The following is a 22,585-nucleotide window of genomic DNA, read 5'->3' as shown; positions in this document are numbered from 1 at the left end:
TGTGTATGAACGATGAAATAGAGGTGGTTGATTTCGATATGCAGAAGTCAATGGGTTCCGCTCGTTTGGTAAAGTCCAATCATCGATTCTACATTAATTGGGATGAGCTGGTCATAGACCTTAAACGGCATGAATATGTCTCGGGTATTCGAATCATCGACGAGAATCACTTGTTCATCTGGGCGTTTACGTTAGAAGGAGAACCAATCAATGCGTGGGTGCTGGATACGCATGGACAGATCAATCATTCCTTTCATGCAGGAAACGCGATTGCAGCAGTTGTAATGAACGATACTGGAATCTGGATTGGATATGGGGACGAGGGCATCTTTGGAGATGGGATCTCTACCGAGGCACTCGTCTGTTTCTCAAAGGAGGGAACCATACGTTTTCGCTATAATCAAGAAGTCAGAAAGGCTCCAGTTCTTCATGATTGTGACGTGATGTACGCGTCTAAGAAGGGGGTGTGGGTCATCTCTTCAATCGACAGTCGTCTCGTCCATGTCGATGTGAACGGACGGATTGACTCCTATCCGATGCCCCGTCATCTTCTTGACTGCTCGTCATTGACAATTAAAGACGACGGTGTAGCTTATGTCGAGAATAATGAAAAGATTTATCGTTGGCCATTCAAGGAAAGGAAGCGTGCCGAAATACTATAAGGGCGATGGAGTCGATAATGAAGAAGTTGAAGAATGAACTAATTTTATATTTCACATACCGCATGTGTATTCAAATTTTTATATATAAAAAACAGAGGTGAACATCATGATCTTACCAATCGTTTCTAGTATGCAAGAACAAGTTCAAGACTTCTTTATTAAGCAGTGGGGTTCATCTCAAATGGTCGTCTCTTCAGGAACCTATGATTGTGCGAAACTCGAAGGATTTGTCTACATGAAATCGAATCAAATTCACGGTCTTGTTACGTATGTTATTCGGGATGAAGAAGTAGAAATCATATCTCTTGATAGTCTGATAGAGAATAGTGGGATTGGCTCTCACTTACTCCATGCTATTGAAGAAATTGGTATGCAGCACCGAGCTAGGCAATTAATTGTCATCACAACTAATGATAATTTGAGAGCACTCGGCTTTTATCAACGTCGTGGCTATCGTTTAGAACGTATCATTCATGATGCGGTGACGCGGGCAAGAAAACTGAAATCAACAATCCCGCAAGTCGGATATGATAAGATTCCTTTATTGGATGAAATCTTACTTACGAAAAAACTGAAAGAATAGAAATGAGGAATTCACATGATTCGTTTCGGCATCATTGGTACAAACTTCATCACAGACTGGTTTATTGAAACCATCAATCAGTTGGATGATGTAGAAGTGACGGCACTTTACTCGCGCACGGAATCACGTGTTAAAGAATACGCAGAAAATCACTCCATTGTACATACGTTCACGTCACTTGAAGAGATGGCTCAGAGTGATGTCATCGATGCCATCTATATTGCGAGCCCGAACTCACTTCACGCCGAACAGAGCATCTTGTTCATGCAGCATGGTAAACACGTTTTGTGTGAAAAGCCTCTCGCCTCGAACGTCCAGGAAGTCACGCGTATGATTGAAGTCGCGAAGGAGAACCACGTCGTCTTACTTGAGGCACTACGTAATCTGTTCATGCCGAACTTTGAACGGGTTCAACAAGCGATGGAGCAAATCGCTCCGGTTCGCCGGGCCGTCTTCAATAAATCACAGTATTCTTCGCGGTACGATCTGTACAAGAACGGGGAAAATCCGAACACGTTCAATCCTGAGTTTTCGAACGGCTCGTTGATGGACCTCGGTGTCTATCTCCTCGGACCTGCTTTGAAACTGTTCGGTCAGCCGAATGAGATCCAGGCGAGCGGCGTTGCGTTAGAATCTGGAGTAGACGGGAGTGGTACGGTCCTTCTCTCTTATGATGACCTTGATGTAGTTGTCATGCACTCAAAAATCCATGCGACATCGACTCCCTCTGAGATCATTGGAGAAAAGGGACGCATCATCATCGACGATATCGCGACGTGCGATGATGTCCGTCTAGAGTTACGGGATGGCACGTCAGAAATCATATCAAAATCACAGAACGCTCCGATGTCCTATGAGATCAAAGCATTCGTGCGAGCAATCGAAGCTAAAAATTCAGAGGTGGTTGCACATTCAAGGACAGATATGATAGGTCTAGCTGCTGTGATGACAACGGTGCGAAAACAAGTTGGTGTTCATTACCCAGCGGACACATGAGAAAAGCCCATCCAAGCGGATGGGCTTTTCTCATGTTGAAGCAATTGTGAATATAGATTATACAGTAGTTGTGACAGTCAATCCTCGTTCCTCAAATACTGTTTTCGCAACGTCAAGTGCGTTGAGTACGCGCGGGAATCCTGTATATGGCACAAGGTGCATTATCGCCTCTACAATCTCCTCGCCGCTCAATCCAGCTGTCAATCCGGTATTGATATGAAGCGCTAATTGTGGCGCTGTGCCTTGTGTGACAAGCGTTGAGATTGTCACGAGTGCCCGGTCACGGTTCGGGAGCCCTTCACGGCTATAGACATCTCCATAAGCAAAATCTGTGATCCATTCTCCAATCGCAGGTGCAAGTTGTTCCAATGCATTCGCAATTCCGTCGTGTGTGGACCCAGCATCTTGACTCGTGAACTCTTTCAACTTGTTGACGCCTCGTTCATGTCTTGTTTCCATTTTCGATTCATCCTCTCTGTTGAAGCTGAATCCATCGTAGCAATTCTTCTATCATGCTTCCAATTCATCTTTTTTATATCAGTTATGCATCAAATGAATACTCCTCGGTCAGGTAACGGATAAATTCTTTCGTGGCATACGGTAAATATCTTTCCTTTGCCGTCGCTAATCCAAGTTGCCACGGGATACTTTGTTTGAGTGGAATCGCCTTTACCCCGTATATATTCATTTCTTGCATAATAGTGCGAGGTAATATGGTTACCGCGTTACCTTGTGCGACGGACATGCATAAAAAATCCCATTGCCCACTCTCCCCGATAAGATGAGGGGTGAATCCCGCTTGTTCACAGGCAGTTCGAACGACGTGATGGAGCGAAAACTCATCTGTAAACAAGACGAAAGGCTCAGATGCGAGTTCTTCAAGGAGGAGTTGTTTACGTGATGCTAAAGGGTGACGTTCGGGCAAGTAAGCATACAGTTCCTCAGTGACAAAAGGAATTTCTTCAAACGTGGAACTTGTCGGTAAAACAGTTGCAATCACATCTAATTCTCCTTTTTCGAGTGCACGTTCAAGCGTATGTCCACCGGCTTCTGTAATCTCGACACGGATATTCGGATAGTTTGAATGAAATATAGTCAAGAATTTCGTGAAAAATAATGATCCGATTAGCGGGGGAAGCCCAAGTCGAATGAGCCCCCGTTTGGATTTTGTGATATCGAAAACGTGATTCGGTAAGTCTTCGAGCTGACGTAGTAATAGTTCACTCTCAAGCATCAACGCTTCACCGACATCTGTTAATTCGATTTGTCGTCTTTGACGATCGAACAGTTCGACCCCAAGTTCTTGTTCTAAATGTCGAATCGTTTTGCTCAATGTAGGTTGTGTGACGTGTAGTGCTTCGGCTGCTCGCGTGAAACTTTTGGCCCTTGCAACCGCTATGAAGTATTGCATCTCTCGAAATTCCATTCTGCTCATCCTATTCTATCGTGGCATGGTTTGTATAATAAATATTCATTTTTACTATCATTTAACTAAGTATACAATGAAGTTTGTAAAGGTCAATGCGTTGCAATAGGGAGGAAGAAATCGTGAAACAATTACAAGATAAAATTGCACTAGTGACAGGGGCCGCTAGTGGAATCGGGTTAGAGATTGCCGAAGAGTTTGCGGAAGCTGGAGCAAAAATCGCCATTGTCGACATTCAGCTTGAAAAAGCTCATATTGCTGCGAGTCAGCTAAAGGAAAAGGGATACGATGCGATTGCGATTGAGGCGGATGTGACAAAAGAAGCAGCAATCAAACGTAGTATCGATCAGACGATGGAGGCATATGGGCGTATCGACATTGTGATCAACAATGCAGGCATGCAGCATGTTTCTCCACTTGAAGAATTTCCGACAGAGAAGTTTGATTTACTTCAAAGTATCATGCTTCGTGCACCGTTCTTATACACAAAACATGTTTTTCCGATTATGAAAGAACAACGATTCGGACGAATTATCAATATGGCGTCCATCAACGGCTTGATTGGCTTTGCTGGTAAAGCAGCTTATAACAGTGCGAAGCATGGCGTGATTGGACTCACAAAAGTCGCTGCGCTCGAGGGGGCGACTTCAGGGATTACCGTGAATGCGATTTGTCCTGGCTATGTGGACACACCGCTTGTGCAACAACAACTTGATGATTTGGCAAGAACCCGTAACGTTGCAAAAGAGCGAGTACTTGAGGAAGTCATCTACCCGCTCGTGCCGCAACATCGTCTGTTACAAGTCAAAGAAGTTGCAGACTATGCAATCTTCCTCGCAAGTGACCAAGCAAAAGGAATCACAGGACAAGCTGCTGTCATCGATGGCGGATACGTCGCTCAATAACCATAAAACTCCTCCGAACTTGCTCGGAGGAGTTTTATGGTTATTCTCTGTTCAAATAGAGATATCTCAGAAAGAGCCCCAAGACAAGCGTCATGACGACAGCAGGGATGAGACCGATGAGCAGTAGTGTGTTCATACTGTTTCCTTCCTAATCGATTCGAGGCGTTCACGCATCTCATCAAAAGAATGGCTGTCCGTCAACATGCTAAGCTCTGCAGCGGCGAGTTCTTTCACCTGAGTCGACCACTCTCGTTCAATCTCGATTTCAGAATTCCTGATCTCCTCGTTTGCCCGCTCGACCTGCTTGTTATGAACGCTCTCGAGACGAGACCGAATCATGTCACGGAGAAGTGCCGTCAATTCATCCTTCAGTTGCGTCCGACCCTCTCCCTCGAAAAATTGACTCGCGTTCTTATAGCGCTTCAACACCGACTGATAAGGTGGTGTTTTGAGATGAATCGGTTCGACAGCCTCTCGTAGCCATGCCACGTCGAGTTCACGGTCGAATTCAAGCGTCGGTAGGAGAGGCGCTTGACGTTCGGTCAACCGTTCGACCAAGGCTACGAATTCGCATTTGACGTATCGCTCCAATCGATACTGGAATACTTGGAGCTCTTGTTGGATGTCATAGGCGTATTTATCGAGTGTACGTCCGAGTGCACGCTCTAGGCTCTTCCTCGACCCGTCGACCTCGACCGGGTGGAAGGTCTCTTTGACGAAGTCCGAGAGGCGGAGGAGTGATCGCGTCTCGAGGTGGGCGAGTAGTTCTTTCGCTTCCCGATCAAACAGGTCGATGAGTGCTGATACATCGAGTGCCGGCGGGTTCTCGAATAAAGCAATCAATTGTTGGCGACGTTGTTCTTTTGCCGACTCATCTTCTTCTGCTTCGTGTAAGACGCGATCGAAGGCGGCGAGCAATGCTGTCGTCTCTTCCTGTATACGCATCGCGTTCGCGAGACGAAGGTCTTTGTCGACATAGCGTTCAAGCGTCGAGACGAATCGGTCGAATCCCGCGTCATCCCCTTGCATGGCGTTTCGGCTTGAGATGGGGAGAACGGTCGGTCGGCGGACACCGAGCGCGGTCAACTGTTGCGAAACATAGCTTGTGACCGCATCCCGTTCTTCGTCATCTGTCGCAAGATCGGAGGCGTTCACGAGGAAGAACATCTCATGGTCTCCGGTCCCTTGAACACGACCGAGCTGGATGACGAGCTCTCGGTCCGCTTCCGTGAACGCATGATTATAATACGTGACGAACAAGACAGCATCCGCGTCACGCATGTAACCGAATTGAACCTCGCTGTGTCGGTTGAACTGTGAATCGGCTCCTGGTGTGTCGACGAAGACGATGCCGCGTCGCGCCCACGATGAGTCGAGGTACAGTTCAATCTCTTTCACGATACAGCTTTTCTCTTCTTGTGCGACGAACGCGCAGAACGTGTCATAGTCGACGGTCTCCATTTGCCCGAGATAATCGAGCGGTGCTGATTTAACAGCATTGACGAATGGGTGATCGACATCGAGTGAGGCGAGGGAAGTCCCATAACCTTGTAACTCATCCTCAAGTTCATCTCGTGACTTAAAGGTGATTGTCGCTGTACGATTCGTCCGGCCGTTCGGCGGAACAATCTTCGTGATTGACGCCGTGAGCGGGTTCGGTGAGGTCGGTAACACCGTCTCTCCGAGAAGGGCATTGAGGGTCGAAGATTTTCCGGCTGAAAACGCACCGAAGATGGCAAACGTATATTGTTCATGCTTCGCACGCTCGATTTTCTTACGAAGAGTCGTGACACGGGAGCGGAATAAAGGATGATTCTCTAATATTTCACATACCGTATTTTCATAAGAAAAATTAAAATCAAACAAATCACGATCATCTTCCAAAATTGATGTCGACGCAACCTCTGATTGGACAACTCTCGCTTGTTTTTCAGGGAGATACGTTGCATCGACATAGTTTCGAACGGCCAACTGATCTAACTGACCTGAATCAAGTTGCAACGCTTCATATTGACCGATAGCATCCAGACGGTTCAAAAGGCGTAAGCGTAATGCTTCATTATCGAGCGCTTCATACAATTCGTCTTCTTCAGCCGAAAATTGTTCCAAGCGCATGTCGACTTCAGCTTTCATATACGTATCCGTCGAATGGACCCAAGGTTCCGAGACTTTCGTCACCCATGTCGCAAGGGCCGTCTCGATGTCACGACTGAACTGTAACACCGTATCACCACTGAGTGATGCGCCGGACTTCACTTGTTCAGTGATAAGTGAGCTCGGTGCAATCGGGAGGACATCACCTTTCGGTAGCAAGGTCTCTGGAAGTTTCAAATCCCGAACGATGTCTTCTGCATATTTCACGAGGTGCGGACGTAAATTCATATCAATCAAACGGTTGAACTCTTTGACGGCCACGTCTTCACGACGAGTGCGTTCTTGCTTCGTTTTCTCTTTCGAGAACAACAGACCGACCTTAAAGGAAGGGGCACAACTCTCGAGATAGGAACGTAGCAATTCACGGAATTCATAGGTCATGATAGGCGCACTCTCGACGATTGGCGCTTGATGTTTGAAGAATTCACGACGGAACGATGTCCACCATGCCCGTTTCTTCTCAAGGCGATGCAGGCGAGATTGCATTTCCTTCGGACTCTTCTCATAGCTCGGCAGTTGATCCAACGTCGATTGAATCGATGCTTCGTTGCGTCGGATTAACGTATTGATCAATGCATCCGCATGATCGACTTGTTGCTGTCTCGATTCTTTGATGACATGCCGCACATACGAGCGCAAACGCTCGACTTCGTTATGGGGATGTTGTAATTCCCGAAGTGAAATATAGAACGTGTCGTTCGGGACGATGTCATGATGACGGAACGCTTTCGTCAATGACGCCTTGAAGTCTACAAAGGAGAGTTCGTTCTCATCATGCTTATCGATTTGATTGATGATAATGGAATAGGGGCGTCCTTCCCGGCTAAATTGTTTCATCAGTCCGATGTTTTGTTCCGATTGGACATGGTTGTAATCCATCATGAAGAATAAATGATCGGCCAAGAAGAGCGATCGTTCCGTCGCTTGGCGATGTCGTTCATCCGTTGAATCAATCCCTGGTGTATCCATCAACACGACATGTTCATCAAATGGGAATCGGTCGATTGTATACTCGACTTCCTTGATTTCCTCCACTTTGCAATAGTCACTGATGTTTGATAGGGAAGAAGCGTCTAATGAAATCCAATCCGTATCATTGATCGCGACGGCTGCCGCTGATTCTCCACCCCGCAACGTGACGATATTGGCACTTGTCGGAATCGGACTTGTTGGAAGGAATCCGTCCTCTAGCCAGTCATTGAGCAATGTCGACTTCCCGGCTGAGAAGTGACCACAGACGGCAATCCAAACTTCTTCATTCGTTACTTTTTGTAGGGCGGTGCGGGCGAGTCGTGCCGCGTCCGTCATCTCCTCTTGTTCAAACGTTAAAGCAAGCCGTGCTAATTGTTCTCGTTGTTCGTGCATGTTTCCCATCCCCTAATTATGATTCCGTCGTGATGCCGACACGATGTCCGACATATTCATCATTCGTTAAACAATCCAGCACCAACTCGGCGACATCGTCTCTCGAGATTGGACCTGATTGTTTCGTGCCTAACACTTCTTTTGAGACGATGATGTCTCCATTCGATAGTTCATTGATCAGTTGAGTCGGACAGATGACTGTGAACGCCAATCCGGAGTCTCGTAATAATTCATAAGCCCGCGCATGATCCTCTGCTGCGGTTGTCATCGAACGCTTCGATTCTTTCGTTTCAAAGCGGTAATTGTCGCTGTCATGCGCCTGTAAGATGCCGGCGGTCCCGACAGTGATGATGCGTGTTACATCAAATTGTTTCATCGCGTCAATCACGAGTGGTGTGAATGTTGACAATACGTTTTGTTTGTCCGTCCCTAACGCCGAGATGACGACGTCTGCAGATTGTACCGTTTCTAGGACTGCTTCTTTGTCCGTCGCGTCTCCGATGATTTCGTTGACACCTTCCTTTGAATCCAACGAATGTCTCGTTAAAAGTTTGACGTCATGTCCTTGATTTAATAAACGCTCAAGTATCCGTTCCCCTGTACGGCCACTTCCACCGAATAAAGCAATTGTTGACAAGTAAACCCCTCCCCATCAATATGAAAGAAATATCCAACGCCATCATAACACGGAAGCGTTCACAAAACTGCCTGAAATGGTTCGATTCTGCTTGAAAAGAATGTGGTACGTTTTAGAATTGAAGAAGAAGGCAAAAAATACATATGACAAGCGTAAGAGAGGAAGGCACCATCACATGAAATTTGGGGCTCGAACAATTAAGACCGGACTATCGGTCGCAATCGTTTTACTGATTGCCGAGGCGTTTCAGTTCCAACAGATCGTCGTCCCGGCACTCGCTGCGTCACTCGCGCTTCTCCCGTCTGTTTATCAGACCGGACTTCGCTTAATCGAAGAGATGAAAGGGAACTTGATTGGGGCATTGCTCTCCGTCGGTTCCTTGTTGCTCACTCCGAATCCGACACCCATCGCTATCGGATTCGTCATCATCATCGCCATCTCCATCCTTTTGTTTTTAAATTTAGAATCGACGACACGGACCGTCATCTTGACGACGATTCTCATCATGGAAGGGGCAAGTCAGTCGGACATGCCGGTTTGGGTGTTTGCGGGTGAACGTTACTTACTCATCATGATGGGGATTACTGTTGCATTAATCGTAAACGCACTTTTGTTCCCACCTCGATATGAACGGAAACTGGAAGAGCAGGTGACGGAGGTATTTCAAATGGTCGTCCGGATCGCACGATTGTTTGCGGAAACGGAAGGCGGTCGCTCATCCTTCGAATCCTTGCCTGAGACGAAGAAGTTGCATAGTGATTCAAAACAAACATATGCCTATTTTGAAGAAGAAATTAAAGCGAATCGTTGGCTCGAAAAGAAGACGCCGATCTTCCGTCGTGCCGTCCTGAAGTCCAAGATGATTGAGACGAACCGGGCCGCGCTCCATGTCATCGAGAAACTTGATCACGATTTTCATACGATTGAACAACTTCCTCCACAATTGAGCGATGAGTTGTATCGCCACATTCGGCATTTGTTGCGTCGACATGAGCGTCTGTTTTCAGCCTATGAGCTTGAGAACGAGCACCTCATCGACCGGGATGAGGATCTCATTCATGAGAACTTTGACTTTGCGAAGTTAATGATTGAGAGGATGCGAGAAGAAGAGGAAGAACTCATCCTCATTGTCGTGCCGCTCGTAGCGACGATGACCGACTGGGTCAAGGCAATGAATGAACTCGAACGCTATCTTGTGACGGAAATGAAGAAACATGGAGATAACTTAAAAGTGGAACCACGTAAGAAGTGGTTTTTTGAGGATTAAGTAACGAGCAAGCCATCAAGAAAATTAAAGCTAACATGTCATTCGGCCATGAGAGTACACAAAATCGTGTGTGCCTTCATGGTTTTTTTTGTAGCGATATTTACTTGATTCTCAGGCGATTACTTAGGATAAATACCGACTATAAAACAATGGGTTTCTAACGATATATTTGGTAATAAACGTAAATTATGTTAGTCTGGAGAAATCATTGGCAACGTTGCTTTTATGGCTTAACTTAAAAGGGGAAAAAACATGAAAAGGATTTTAGTAACACTCCTCCTAATGACCTCAATGATGATCTCGTTGATTGGTTGTAACGCTACACCCTCCACGGAAGAAGTTGATCCTCGCCCGGTGATTTCTTTTGATGCCGGAACCATTCTCGGGGATGCTCAGAATCATCAAATAAAAATGCTAATGTTATCAAGTTTACCGATGGATAACGTTGACGTAGCAGGGGCAGTCGAAGAGCTAGAAGGATTCAAAGCAGAAAATGATGTATATCTTGATAAACTGAATGGTTTGAAACATAAAGATGAGACTTCTGAAGACTATAAAAGGTTACTTATGGAATATCTTCAAGAAGAGAATGATTACATCGACAAAACGATTGAAGCCGTATACGCCAAAGAAATCTCTCGCCCGAGTCGATTTTCACTAGAAACACTCTATGCGAGAGCGAACGAAAAAGTCGCAAGATTCCGCTACGAGCCGAAGTAAAGATACTCTCCATATTTACACTCGAGAGAGATTACGAAATGACAAAGGAAACGAACCGATGAGAAGGTTCGTTTTTTCTGATTCATCCGAGGTACAATCATCTTACTCCACAAAAAATTGGAGCGGGGGGGGGGATCTAAATGAACAAATGGTCGTTTGAGCAGGTTACAAAGTATTGGAACATCATAATCGAGGGCGATGAGTTTGTTGTAAACTACGGAAAAATTGGGACAATCGGAAAGGTACAAGTAAAATCTTTTGAATCCGATTCGGAATGTATGAAAGAAGCAGAAAAACTCATTCGTCAAAAGTTGAGAAAAGGATATGTTGAATGCCCTTTTGATTGGGACAACCATATGTATGTGGATGACCCGGAAGTTGGACCGAGTTTTCTGACCTCTCATCCGAAGTATCAGGAATGTTTCAACGATGAATTCTTTGTGGATTGTACGGAAGAATATGCTCCGTTCGGAGATGATGCTGGCGCCGATGCATTGGTTATGTACGAAGAAGTGATTCGAAAGGATAGAGAACTTTGTTATCTTTCATACGCTTACGCCTTAATTGAAAGTTGGATCAATCGAGACGTATACGGTCCAGAAGATTGGTCAACGTATGAATATGCCTATACATGTGATCAAGTCCTCGTCGCTGGTGCGTTTGCTTCCATAAAGATGACGGGAAAGCTGACAGGTAATTTGAAAATAACAGGATTAGCGGCCATCCATCGATTAAAACAAGCTTTCGAAATAGAGGATCAGTCTATGTTTGATAAGTTATATGAACGCTTGAGTACATTCCCGACCGAATCCTGAAACTTTTCGAGAAGAAACACGTATACAATAGAGACAGATACATATGAACGATAGGGGGATTCACCATGTCAGAAACAACACCGACACCAGAAGAAGGTGTCACACCACAACGAATCAGCGGAACACTTCCGATCGAGGCACGGGCGGTCTTTCGATTATCGAGTGCGATTTTTTATATCATCGGTCTCCTCATCACTGGAGCTCTCGTTGTCGCATCATACTGGTTCGACTGGCCGACTTGGCTACAGATTGGCTTTATCGTGCTGCTTGCCATCGATGTCGTCTATAGCTTGATTGATATCATCTGGTTCCAAAAGTGGAAACAGGAACGATTCACGTATGATGTCCAGCCGCTTGAGATCCGGATTCATCATGGAATCATCACGACACATGACGTACTCATCCCGATGACGAAGGTCCAATATGTTCATGCGGAACAAGGACCGCTTCTACGTAAATACGGGTTACAGACCATCACCATCGGAACAGCGGCCGGTTCTCACGAAATCTATGCGATTGAAGAGTCATTCGCGAAAACACTCCGTGAGCAGATTGCCATCTATGCACGTATTGAAGAGGAGGATGTCGTATGACCGAGACCGCGTTAACATGGCATCGACTCCCGAGTCGCGTTTTGGTGCTGCGTATTCTCGAAGTCATCAAGTCGTTCGCCATTCCAATCGTCTTACTCTTTGTGCTTAACAACGACTGGGAATCGACTTTCGGCATCATCATCCGAGTCGGCATCCTACTCTTTCTATTACTCGACATTGTCCAGAAGTTCTTTGGGTGGTTAAACTTCCGATATGCACTGGATGAAAAGACTGTCTATGTCATCGAAGGGAACTGGTTGAAAAAAGAAAAGTCGCTTCCACTCTATAAAATTCAAAGCGTTCATTCGAACAGTCCATTCCTCTATCGATTGCTTGGTGTCGTGGAATTGACGTTCGATACGAATGCCAACAGTGACGATGCATCATTCAAACTGGCTGGTGTCTTTCCGACCGAAGCCAAACGACTTGAAGAGATTCTCGAGCAAGTCCGTCATCGGAAACAGAATGCACAAACCGAAGACAATCCAGAAATGACAGATGCGACAACAGAACAGGCACAACCGTTATCAAGTCGCCTTTTATATGCCTTGTCCACGCGCGAAATCGTGTTGGCCTCCATCACGTCGCTCTCTGTGTTCGCCATCTTCCCGGTCGCTTCAACAATCATCTCTTCGATTGATGATTTCATCAATTTGGATGGAGCGTTCAACCAGGTCGAAGATTATGTCGTCCATGCATCCATCATCGTCATCGGTCTTCTCGTCATCGGGGTGTTGATACTGTCGGTCGTGATCGGCATGGTCATTAACTTCTTGAAATATGGAAACTTCCGACTCGAACGAAGAGGGGAGCGCATTCGTGTCGAAAAAGGATTATTGAACCGAAGTGCGAAAGAGATCCCGTATGAGAAGATTCAAGCGATTCGAATCAAAGAGACGTTCATTCGTCGCTGGTTCCACATCGTCGGAGTCGAACTCGTCGCAGCAGGGACGATGGATGAATTAAAAGACGAATCGTCAACGATTCTCCCGTTCGTTCGACGTGACCGTGCGATGCGAGTACTCCGTGAGCACTTCACGCACTTCACATGGTCGGATGAATTACATCGACTTCCAAAAAAGGCGTTAGGAATCAAACTACTGCGAATCAGCTGGTTCGGCTTCATCTTATCAGGACTCGTGCTCTATTTCTTCCGAGATTATGCATGGTGGCTCCTTCTTTTATGGGCCATTATCATCGGGGGACGTGTGCTCAGTTACGTCACGACAAAATATGTCCGTACCGATCAATTCATTCAATTGCGGACGGGTGCATTCAACGTCCGGTCGTTCTTGACGGACAAACCACGGATCGAACAGATTCAAGTGAAGCAATCGCTCTTGCAACGTCGATTCGGACTTTGTACGGTTCAGTTCTCGACTCGAGGAGGATTCTTGTCCGTCGAGACAATTGACGACATTCCGAAAGAAGAAGCGGACGCGATGCTCGTCTGGTTCTCTCGTTATAACGAAATGAATGAAAAACGCTCAGGATAAAGTCTCCTGAGCGTTTGAATTATTTGTGATTTTCGTATCAAATGATGTTTCTCTTACTGAAAACGCGGATAAAGTATGGTATGATGCAAGTAGAAAGAGACCGGTGCTGGACACACCGACCTCTGGCTTACAGGCTCCCACTTTAAGAGTGGTCCCAGCCGCCACAATGGTTAGTGAATCAGAAAGTGACCCATCTCATTGCGCCGAGGGGGTCATTTTTTTGTGCGTTCAGACGTTGCACGATCGGATGTTCGGTGAATCACCAAGTGAACGATGATCGGAGCGAGGATTGGGATCATGACATAATCTCCAACCCAGGTCCAAAGTTGTTCCATCCGCACCACCGCCTTCCTCCATTGTGGACTTGGCGGCTGACCCCACTATTGCTGCGTTAACCTGCCCCTTCATTATAACAGATTCGTTCGTAAAATGGCGTTAAAAATAAGAACAAACGTTCTTGTTTTATAAAATGAATCTTTTGATGGAATCGGTCTCATAAATGGGTCCAAAGAAGGAATTGAGTCGAATCGCTCTTGCTTGTTAGATGTCTGACAGGATATAATCAATCTCGTGTGTATACACGGGTGGGTGAGGGTGCCAATAAAGGATTGATTCCTATGGCAAAACAAACAGAATGGAAAACAGAAACATACGGGGGCGTGCTGAACCTTCTGGCGACAGCATACATCCCGGCCGTGCATGCGGCAATCTTGACACAAGCCGGACTCCCGTTCGAGGGGGCGCTCGTCGGAGCGATTTTGACAAGCATCATCGGGACGTTGATTGCGGGGTTCTTCAATCTTCCGCTGCTCTTGTTACCGGGAATGGGGATTAACGCGCTCTTTACGTACACGCTCGTCTTACAGATGGGGTTGAGCTGGCAAAGCGCGCTCGCTGTCTCGTTCGTCTCAGGTGTACTCGTCGTATTGTTGACGGTCACCAAGGTGGCGAGGAAATTGGCGAACGCGTTCCCGCCGATCATCCATGACGGATTGACGGTCGGTCTCGGCCTCTTCCTCATTTTGATCGGCCTCGAGGCGGCTGGAATTGTCTCAGGTGGAGGCGGGGCATTGCTCCACATCGGTGACCTCGGAGAGCGTAACGTCCAGGTGGCCTTTTTATCACTCTTCGTCGCCATCTTGTTGTTCTTGAAGATGGGACCGAGCAGCTTCCTATGGACAATCGGTTTCGGTGTCGGTCTCAGCGCCGTGATGGGAACGCTAGAGTGGACGGGAAGCTTCTCATTGTCACCGTTCTTCGAGTCATTCGGCACGGTGTTTGGGAACATCTCGTTCGCGGAATCTGCGTCTCCGCTCTTCTTAGTCGCGGTCGGTGTACTGACGCTCGTCTTGTTGATTGAAAACATCAGCTTGATCCAGAATCAGACACGTGCAATCGACAAAGAAAAGGATGCACCGAAAGGTCTCGTTGCACAAGGCCTCTCAACGATGGCCGGTGCCATGTTCGGGTCAAGTCCGACCGTCTCGACGGTCGAAGTGGCTGCCGGCATATCGGTCGGTGCACGAGGTGGGATTGCTTCATTCGTCACATCTGGATTGTACGTGGTATCGCTCTTATTGCTACCGCTCTTTGCCATCATCCCTGTGACGGCGATTGCACCGGTATTGATTATCATCGGCATGATGATGTTCCAAAACGTGAAGCATTTGCCGCTCGATAACTGGGAGCATGCCTTCCCGGCGATTCTCGTCATCATCATGATTCCGTTCACGTATTCCATCGTCGATGGGATCGGACTCGGGTTCATCGCGTACACGATGATTGTCTTGTTCAAGAAGGGCTACCGGTCACTCAGTCCGGTCGTCGGTGTCTTGACCGTATTGTTCTTAGTTTTCTTCTCATTACCAGTCTGGTTATAAGATAGGGCGGTACTGTGTATACGGTGCCGCTTTTTTGTATGATGAAACAAAGGGGGAGGTTCTATGGGGAAAGAAGGAGGGTTCGTTTCAATCGGAATCGCGTTCACAACAGGAAGTGGTCTGCTTCACAACCTTCAAGTCGTTTGTGAAGCGTTAATTCGAGATGGTGGGAAGATAAAACGCATTACCTATAGCAAAGACGAAGATGGAACGGAATGGGTGACGATTGAACCGAAGGGATTAGACCTAGACTTGTCTCAAATTCAGTATTATGGTTCCATCACCCTATCGACTGCTCGTTTCGGTCGACGTGACCAAATTGTGACCGTTTCATTGAAAACTGAAGTCGATTTTGAAGGGCTTCTCATTGATTTGGACTGGGAGGACTTGTTCGTGGACATGAATGAGACGGAATCGATTGTCAGAGCAACAGACAGTGTGGAACGACTGCTTATAGACGTATACCGTAGCACATCCTTCGCCTATGCGGTGGCGGGCCACGAGATTGAGCTGGACTGGGCACCTGAGACGCTTCTTCAAGACCGTAAAGTCATCGAAAGTCTTTCCATCTCTGTCATACCCGTTAAGGACGGATTCAAAGTGGTTCACGGGTCAATCGCACTTGATGGGATGACGCCACAAGATGATAAAAGCTCAAACCGGCGTTAGCTGAATGGTTGTTAGAAAGGGACATGTTATGAATACAATCATCACTCGATTTATTTCAATTCAACAGGTCATTGATTCTCTTGGCACACAGGTGATCAAGTACAATTGGATGCTGACAGATGTGGATGGAAATATACCAGATGGTTGTCTGCATTATTTTGATGATATATGCGAGTTTGAAGAGGGATGGGTTTATTGGATTAAAGGAGAGCAACTGATTCAATTCGTACACATGCCTGATGTATATTTCATCTGGGGCGTATTTTCAGGATTTGACTCTACGCAGCATATGACTTTTGAACAATTGAACATCTACCCGTTTGCAGACGGAAATACAGAGCTGTGGATTGAATCACCACAAATCCAACATCCTACTGCGGTTTGCGAATTAATCTTGTGGGATTCTAGTCACGTCTTATTGTTAAGCCAAAATCGCGAATTAACTGAACGGTTTCGTAAAGCCTGTCCTGACTGGAGAAGTTTAGAAGAATATAACCAAGCGAATGATCTATATTGATCTTGAAGCATTGCATCGGCATGGTATAATTTCCTTAATTTAGAAATTATTGAAGTTTTAATTTACATTGAATGAGGATGAACCATGAATCGAGAGCGAAAAATACGCGGCTTGCGTCGGAAATTAAGAAAAATGGTCGAGCACTTCGAGGAAACGACTTCTACGTTTCCGACAATGTTCATCAATGGATATTGGAACAGCAAAATCCCGGTCGGTCAGCCCACTCTGTTCTCCAAACGGTTCAAGATGCGCGGGAAACGTCTTGTTGTAGACACATTGTTGGATGGAGCGATCCGTTTGAAACATCTTCGACCTGACAAGTCTTATCAGATTGTCGTGCTATTAGACATCCCTACGCTGTGGTCGTCTGAAATCATTGTCTTTCAATCGGACGCAGCTTATCGAGCGTTTCTTCCAAATCAGAATTGGACCCTTGGATCGATGGAGTTCAAGGAACACGAAATCTTATTGCGACAATTACCTGGCGACATGGAACTGAATCGGTACGTGTCTTCACTATGTGACGAGGATGGTCAGTTTGAAAGTGAGATTTGGTTACTTCTTGTACAGTAGAGAAAGTGTGATGTAAATCCTCAAGAAAAGGATACTTTTCAACTCGAAATAGAATAAGTCAAAACGTGCGAACAGTTTAACACATAATCATGACCGACAAAACGAACACCCTTCATTATGCTTTCTACATATTTAGAATGGCTCGATTCACTGACCGACATCGACGAATGCACGTGGGACATCCCGCTCACAACCGGGAAATGGTCTATGAAGGCCATCATCCTCCATATGACAAACTGGGATACTTATCTCATTCAAGAGACGATTTCGCTGACTTCGTACAAAGAACTAGCCGGCGATTTATACACCGCACCTGGTGAACCGAGTGATAGCAACCTAATTGGTGGGGCATGCAGCAGATGAATCAGCGACACCACAAGAGCTTCGCCGTTACGCAATCGCCGTTTTAGCGTCTATCCCGCTCATCTATCTCGTGTTCCGCCGGCGGATCCATGTATAAAACTGCTGCGATCTTGACGTTTACGACAATCGACCCGGTTATCGATCGAGCCACCATCACGGCATTCCGAAACGACGCACATCGTTGCAGCTATGGAGAGAAGTTTCCGTTCGAAGAAGCGTCCTACTTGAAATGGATAGAGACACGCGTCGACCGATTTCCCGCTGGATTTGTGTTGGTCAAAGAAGATGGACAGCCCATTGGTCAGCTTGAATTGCAAATCGTCTTAATCGATGATGTCGATTTCGGCTTCATCAACCTTATCTATATCGTTCCTGCGTATCGAGGGAACGGATATGGTCACCTGTTGACCGATTATGCCGAGACGTTCTTCAAAAGCAACGAGGTCGAATCCTATCAGTTAAGGGTATCACCATTCAATACGCGCGCCATCGCGTTTTATGAAAAATCAGGCTTTCAAAAAATCAAGGAAGTGACGCAACCACATATGCTGTTGTGCTACATAAAAACAATCGGGAGGTGAGTGGGTTGCGGGTCACGATTGACGTGTCCACCGTCCAAACTTCAAAACAGTTGCACCTGCTCTTGAAAGATAGGTTACAGTTCCCGGACCACTATGGGGAAAATTGGGACGCGTTTTGGGATGTCATCACGGACGAGGATAGATTACCAGACATCGTGGAGTTTGTTGGGTGGAATTTATTGAGTCAGCACCTGCCGGAAGATGCTAGTTATTTAAAGGAGTGTTTAGCTGACTATGCGAAGGAAGCGGATTCGAAGCCGTGTCGCGTCATTTATGATTCGACGCAGATGGTCATCTTGCCGTCCCATGCCTTACAAAAAGGGGAGGCGCTCCGATTGATTCATCGACGTTTGGCGGACGCGACGTTCCCATTACGCGTCGAGCGAAAGACATCGTCGCGCCTCCCGAAGAGACATCGATTCTCGTCCGAACGGTGGGAAATAGCATCTGTCACAGAGGGGACTGTAAACAGTCTAGGAGCGGTCGATTCATGGCTGACTCTAAATGATAACGAAAACCAAAAAGACGTAGTGACCATCCGGGACGGTGCAGATTGGCTTCTCAGCTATTATTCGGACGGTTTGATCCTCCAAGGGATACAAATCGAAGCGGTCGAGCCGGCAGACACCGCCGACTACGAGACGTTTTTTCACCATGTGACACGCGGTGCATTCCCGATTGAGTTGACGTTTTGTTTAGGTGGCACGTTGGGACCACTGGAGAAGGTATACCGATTGACGCTACATGACGCGAATTGGGAGCGGGTGATTGAAGAAGAGTTGCTGCCGCAGCTCGACCTCAAGAAGACAAGGAAATTTTGGCAGTCCCTCTCACGGCCTACACAAATACAGACGCTAGAGACGTTCACAGGAGAGTTCCACCCAAACGTATTTGGGAACTTTGTCATGGCGCGTGATGCGAATGATGTTTATCATTTTTTTGACCATGTGAATGGAACAATCATAACGTTTTAAATTAAAATGAGCAGGTGAAGGATATTGAACTACATACAAGATATGCGGCAACTCATCGGATCCAATTTGTTAATGACGGTCGGATGCGGTGTAATCATCGAACGAGAAAATCAAATTTTGCTTCAACATCGTAAAGACCATGACGTCTGGGGCATTCCAGGTGGCGTCATGGAACCTGGTGAAACATTCGAGGCCGCGGCTCAACGCGAGGTGTTTGAAGAGACTGGTCTTACGGTCAATCAAATCAGCTTGTTCGGTCTATACTCAGGGAACGAAGGATATGCTTCTTATGAAAATGGAGACCAAGTCTTTAGTGTACAAGTCATCTTTCCTGCGTGAATTCTCAGGAGAACTCACGCAGGAAGGAGAAGAGAGTCACGAGCATCGCTTTTTCTCACGCCATCAACTCCCAACATTGAACAGCCACCAAGAGAGGTTCATTATGGATTGGGTGACTCGAGAACAAACGCCTATAATAAAGTAAGAATCCATTAAGAAAGTTGGAAACATAATGAATTACTTAGAGCATTTAGAATCCCATTGTGGAAAATTCACGAATCAATTCGAAACAGAAGATTTATTAGAACAGGCCATACAGTTCTTGCAGTTCGATGACAGCCCTGAAACCGATACGTTCACCATCTCGACATTAGGACTTCATTGGCACACGTTGCAAAATGAGGACGGTACTCATACGCATCAAGAGTTATTGTTGAGCTTCAAACAAAAACGTGCGTATGAAGACGTGCTTGAGTTGTTATGGCAATTAACGACGCACGCACTCGAGACAAATCACGCTTTCAAACTCGGCGAGTATTTCGAACTTCCCTCAAACGTCTTTAAACGATTCAAATTCTCTTCAATCTATGTAACGTCGCCATTTTACTTTGATAAATCGTTTCTTGTCTATGAAGGAGACGAACAAACAGTATTATCAGTATGGTTTATTCCGATTTTCCCGTCAGAAGAACGTTTTATCGAAGAACACGGTGCTGAAGCGTTCGAGGAATTGCTATATGAAACAGATGACGAACTGCTCGATTTGAAACGCAAACCGCTCGTCTAAAATGGAATCCTCGTTAACTGACAAGCCCTCATGCATGCGCATGAGGGCTTGTTTTACATATACGGTCCGTTCGCTTGGACCACGAACTGCGAGTGCTCGTAATGATACGTGATGCGTGAGTAGTCGAACGGTTTTCCGTTTGAAAGGTGGAAAATTGTCTCAATGCGCAGTGTTGGATCATCCGCATGCAAACCGAGGTGTACCGCTTCACTTTCCGTCAATCGACCGACCTGTAGGTACATGTCAGAAAATCCAATCGTGATACCGAGCGCACTTTGGACGTAATCGAAAATGGAGTCGGCCACAATCTCTCGATTCAAGTAAGGGACGATGGCTTTTACATAATACGATTCTTCATGACATAGTACTTCCCCGTCCACATACCTTACCCGTTCGACACGATACACATCGTCTGTTACGTCAATCCCGAGATTTTCGGCCACCAACGCATCTGGTTTCATAACAGACACGTCGAGTATATCAGAGGTCAAGATTCGATCTCCAAGGTTACTCTTGAATCCTTGGGTGGAAAAGAGACTCATATAACCGGGACGATTATGGCGTCTGACGAAAATGCCGCTACCACGGAGTTGAAAGATGATGCCTTTTCGTTCGAGCAGTTCCAACGCTTTCGTGATCGTACTCTTGCTGACGGCATATTGGCTCATCAACTGCTCGAGGACGGGTAGCTTATCACCTTGTTTTAAATTCTGTTCATGAATGTATTGTTCTATTTCATTCGCGATTTGTTGGTATTTTAACATGGTCATTCCTCACTTTTTCGTCACTTCTTGTATTATATCATGAAAAACCAAATTGTTATATTGTATCAACCTTGTTTAATTGTACCGGTACAATTATACTTGACGTGTATGATTCATTAGAAGGAGGAATAGAGGATGAAGACGTTACCGAAAGACTTTCTATGGGGAGGCGCACTCGCCGCCCATCAATTCGAGGGTGGTTGGGACGCTGACGGAAAAGGACCGAGCGTCGTCGACGTCTTGACAGCAGGCGCACACGGTGTCGCGCGTCGGATCACGGACAAGGTTGAGCCGAACGAATTCTACCCAAACCATGAGGCAATTGATTTCTATCATCGTTATAAAGAAGACATAGCGCTTTTTGCCGAGATGGGATTGAAATGCTTGCGCACCTCGATTGGATGGAGTCGCATCTTCCCAAATGGTGATGATCCAGAGCCGAACGAGGCGGGTCTTCAATTTTATGACGACTTATTCGATGAGTTACTCGAACATGACATCGAGCCAATTATCACGCTCTCGCATTTCGAGATGCCGCTCCACCTCGCACGTGAGTACGGCGGGTTCCGCAACCGTGTCGTCGTCGACCATTTCGTCCGCTTCGCGGAGGTCTGCTTCGACCGTTACAAAGACAAGGTCAAGTACTGGATGACGTTCAACGAGATCAACAACAAGATGGACGTCAATAACCCGCTCTTCTTATGGACGAATTCGGGTGTTCTTTTAGAAGAAGGGGAGAACGCGCGTGAAGTCATGTATCAGACGGGACACCACGAACTGATTGCGAGCGCCCTCGCCGTCGCCAAAGGGAAAGCCATCAATCCGGACTTCGAGATTGGGGCGATGGTGTCGCATGTCCCAATCTACCCGTATTCATCAAACCCGGACGACGTCATGTTGGCAGAGGAGATGATGCGTCAACGTTACTTCTTCCCGGACGTACAAGTACGTGGGTTCTATCCGAGTTACGCCTTGAACGAGTTCGAGCGCGAAGGGTACAACATCCCAATCCTTGAAGGAGACGAAGAGATTTTACTTAACGGGAAGGTCGATTATCTCGGCTTCAGTTACTATATGTCGACGACCGTCAAAAGTGACGTTGTCGCGGACAACAGCGGGGATATCGTCAACGGTGGTTTGCCGAACGGTGTCGAGAATCCGTACATTCAGTCGAGTGACTGGGGCTGGGCCATCGATCCGGTCGGTCTCCGTTATGTGCTCAATCGTCTCTATGACCGCTATCAAATTCCGCTCTTCATCGTCGAGAATGGATTCGGTGCCGTCGATGAGATTGTCGACGGGAAGATTCATGACGCAGCCCGAATCGATTATTTGAAAGCGCATATCGAACAATTGAAGCAAGCCGTCATCTATGACGGGGTCGACTTGATCGGGTACACACCTTGGGGCATCATCGACATCGTCTCGTTCACAACGGGAGAGATGAAGAAACGGTACGGAATGATTCACGTCGACCGCGACAATGAAGGAAACGGGTCGATGGAGCGGATGAAGAAAGACTCGTTCGACTGGTATAAACAGGTCATCGCGACGAATGGGGAAGAACTATAAGTGAAAC

The 22,585-nt window shown here is 46.5% G+C and carries 24 protein-coding genes; 18 read left to right on the top strand and 6 right to left on the bottom strand.

Translation table 11 applies throughout. The features are described from left to right. The first annotated feature begins 5 nt into the window (after window positions 1–5). From PJK55_RS03445 to PJK55_RS03435, 3 genes are all read left to right on the top strand, one after another. The gene (locus tag PJK55_RS03445) at window positions 6–662 is read left to right on the top strand and encodes a hypothetical protein (protein ID WP_271304818.1); all 657 of its coding nucleotides are present in this window, start codon (window positions 6–8) and stop codon (window positions 660–662) included. A gap of 106 nt (window positions 663–768) precedes the next feature. Then, entirely contained in the window at window positions 769–1,245 is a 477-nt protein-coding gene (locus tag PJK55_RS03440; RefSeq protein WP_271304817.1) for a GNAT family N-acetyltransferase, read from the top strand. A gap of 15 nt (window positions 1,246–1,260) precedes the next feature. Then, entirely contained in the window at window positions 1,261–2,241 is a 981-nt protein-coding gene (locus tag PJK55_RS03435; protein ID WP_271304816.1) for a Gfo/Idh/MocA family protein, read from the top strand. A 57-nt stretch (window positions 2,242–2,298) separates the two neighbouring features. Here the strand turns inward: PJK55_RS03435 and PJK55_RS03430 are convergent, their stop codons facing one another. Both PJK55_RS03430 and PJK55_RS03425 read right to left on the bottom strand, forming a co-directional pair. Beyond that, the gene (locus tag PJK55_RS03430) at window positions 2,299–2,700 is read right to left on the bottom strand and encodes a carboxymuconolactone decarboxylase family protein (RefSeq protein ID WP_271304815.1); all 402 of its coding nucleotides are present in this window, start codon (window positions 2,698–2,700) and stop codon (window positions 2,299–2,301) included. An 82-nt stretch (window positions 2,701–2,782) separates the two neighbouring features. Continuing rightward, the gene (locus PJK55_RS03425; protein WP_271304814.1) at window positions 2,783–3,667 is read right to left on the bottom strand and encodes a LysR family transcriptional regulator; all 885 of its coding nucleotides are present in this window, start codon (window positions 3,665–3,667) and stop codon (window positions 2,783–2,785) included. A 119-nt stretch (window positions 3,668–3,786) separates the two neighbouring features. Between PJK55_RS03425 and PJK55_RS03420 the strand changes: the two genes are divergently transcribed. Continuing rightward, window positions 3,787–4,572: a 3-hydroxybutyrate dehydrogenase gene (locus PJK55_RS03420; protein WP_271305266.1), complete on the top strand. Its 786-nt coding sequence runs from the start codon at window positions 3,787–3,789 to the stop codon at window positions 4,570–4,572. Between the two features lie 132 nt (window positions 4,573–4,704). Here the strand turns inward: PJK55_RS03420 and PJK55_RS03415 are convergent, their stop codons facing one another. Continuing rightward, window positions 4,705–8,091: a dynamin family protein gene (locus PJK55_RS03415; protein ID WP_271304813.1), complete on the bottom strand. Its 3,387-nt coding sequence runs from the start codon at window positions 8,089–8,091 to the stop codon at window positions 4,705–4,707. Between the two features lie 16 nt (window positions 8,092–8,107). Next, complete coding sequence (locus PJK55_RS03410; RefSeq protein WP_271304812.1) at window positions 8,108–8,728, bottom strand: NAD(P)-dependent oxidoreductase; 621 nt, start codon at window positions 8,726–8,728, stop codon at window positions 8,108–8,110. Between the two features lie 175 nt (window positions 8,729–8,903). On the opposite strand from PJK55_RS03410, the gene PJK55_RS03405 reads away from it, so the two are divergent. The 5 genes from PJK55_RS03405 (at window position 8,904) to PJK55_RS03385 (ending at window position 13,619) form a co-directional block, all read left to right on the top strand. Then, window positions 8,904–9,995 (top strand): FUSC family protein, encoded by a 1,092-nt coding sequence (locus PJK55_RS03405; protein ID WP_214692333.1) that lies wholly within the window; start codon window positions 8,904–8,906, stop codon window positions 9,993–9,995. A 252-nt stretch (window positions 9,996–10,247) separates the two neighbouring features. Further along, complete coding sequence (locus tag PJK55_RS03400) at window positions 10,248–10,715, top strand: hypothetical protein (RefSeq protein WP_271304811.1); 468 nt, start codon at window positions 10,248–10,250, stop codon at window positions 10,713–10,715. 140 nt (window positions 10,716–10,855) lie between these two features. After that, the gene (locus PJK55_RS03395) at window positions 10,856–11,530 is read left to right on the top strand and encodes a WGR domain-containing protein (RefSeq protein WP_271304810.1); all 675 of its coding nucleotides are present in this window, start codon (window positions 10,856–10,858) and stop codon (window positions 11,528–11,530) included. 65 nt (window positions 11,531–11,595) lie between these two features. Next, on the top strand, window positions 11,596–12,123 hold the full coding sequence (locus PJK55_RS03390) for a PH domain-containing protein (protein ID WP_271304809.1): 528 nt from the start codon (window positions 11,596–11,598) through the stop codon (window positions 12,121–12,123). Then, window positions 12,120–13,619: a PH domain-containing protein gene (locus PJK55_RS03385; RefSeq protein WP_271304808.1), complete on the top strand. Its 1,500-nt coding sequence runs from the start codon at window positions 12,120–12,122 to the stop codon at window positions 13,617–13,619. The genes PJK55_RS03390 and PJK55_RS03385 overlap by 4 nt, the downstream gene beginning before the upstream one ends. A 212-nt stretch (window positions 13,620–13,831) precedes the next feature. Here the strand turns inward: PJK55_RS03385 and PJK55_RS03380 are convergent, their stop codons facing one another. Further along, window positions 13,832–13,954: a hypothetical protein gene (locus PJK55_RS03380; protein ID WP_255349577.1), complete on the bottom strand. Its 123-nt coding sequence runs from the start codon at window positions 13,952–13,954 to the stop codon at window positions 13,832–13,834. Between the two features lie 282 nt (window positions 13,955–14,236). On the opposite strand from PJK55_RS03380, the gene PJK55_RS03375 reads away from it, so the two are divergent. The 8 genes from PJK55_RS03375 (at window position 14,237) to PJK55_RS03340 (ending at window position 20,242) form a co-directional block, all read left to right on the top strand. Next, a complete protein-coding gene (locus PJK55_RS03375; protein ID WP_271304807.1) occupies window positions 14,237–15,499 on the top strand; it encodes an NCS2 family permease in 1,263 nt (420 codons plus the stop codon). 63 nt (window positions 15,500–15,562) lie between these two features. Beyond that, window positions 15,563–16,168, top strand: a complete 606-nt coding sequence (locus PJK55_RS03370; RefSeq protein WP_271304806.1) for an Imm64 family immunity protein — start codon at window positions 15,563–15,565, stop codon at window positions 16,166–16,168. A gap of 28 nt (window positions 16,169–16,196) precedes the next feature. Next, window positions 16,197–16,685: a hypothetical protein gene (locus PJK55_RS03365; RefSeq protein ID WP_271304805.1), complete on the top strand. Its 489-nt coding sequence runs from the start codon at window positions 16,197–16,199 to the stop codon at window positions 16,683–16,685. 84 nt (window positions 16,686–16,769) lie between these two features. Beyond that, window positions 16,770–17,258, top strand: a complete 489-nt coding sequence (locus PJK55_RS03360) for a DUF3916 domain-containing protein (RefSeq protein WP_271304804.1) — start codon at window positions 16,770–16,772, stop codon at window positions 17,256–17,258. A gap of 452 nt (window positions 17,259–17,710) precedes the next feature. After that, the gene (locus tag PJK55_RS03355) at window positions 17,711–18,202 is read left to right on the top strand and encodes a GNAT family N-acetyltransferase (protein ID WP_271304803.1); all 492 of its coding nucleotides are present in this window, start codon (window positions 17,711–17,713) and stop codon (window positions 18,200–18,202) included. Window positions 18,203–18,207: 5 nt separating this feature from the next. Next, complete coding sequence (locus tag PJK55_RS15160) at window positions 18,208–19,176, top strand: barstar family protein (RefSeq protein ID WP_333781793.1); 969 nt, start codon at window positions 18,208–18,210, stop codon at window positions 19,174–19,176. Between the two features lie 24 nt (window positions 19,177–19,200). Next, a complete protein-coding gene (locus PJK55_RS03345) occupies window positions 19,201–19,515 on the top strand; it encodes an NUDIX domain-containing protein (RefSeq protein WP_333781792.1) in 315 nt (104 codons plus the stop codon). A gap of 172 nt (window positions 19,516–19,687) precedes the next feature. Further along, window positions 19,688–20,242: a suppressor of fused domain protein gene (locus tag PJK55_RS03340; RefSeq protein WP_271304802.1), complete on the top strand. Its 555-nt coding sequence runs from the start codon at window positions 19,688–19,690 to the stop codon at window positions 20,240–20,242. 53 nt (window positions 20,243–20,295) lie between these two features. Here the strand turns inward: PJK55_RS03340 and PJK55_RS03335 are convergent, their stop codons facing one another. After that, window positions 20,296–21,006, bottom strand: coding sequence for a GntR family transcriptional regulator (locus PJK55_RS03335; protein WP_271304801.1), 711 nt, complete (start codon window positions 21,004–21,006; stop codon window positions 20,296–20,298). A gap of 135 nt (window positions 21,007–21,141) precedes the next feature. On the opposite strand from PJK55_RS03335, the gene bglA reads away from it, so the two are divergent. Next, a complete protein-coding gene (gene bglA / locus PJK55_RS03330; protein ID WP_271304800.1) occupies window positions 21,142–22,578 on the top strand; it encodes a 6-phospho-beta-glucosidase BglA in 1,437 nt (478 codons plus the stop codon). The last annotated feature ends 7 nt before the right edge of the window (window positions 22,579–22,585 follow it).

This window comes from Exiguobacterium sp. MMG028 (assembly GCF_027947425.1).
GTDB lineage: Bacteria > Bacillota > Bacilli > Exiguobacteriales > Exiguobacteriaceae > Exiguobacterium > Exiguobacterium aestuarii_A.
This window is presented reverse-complemented; position numbering and strand designations above follow the sequence as displayed.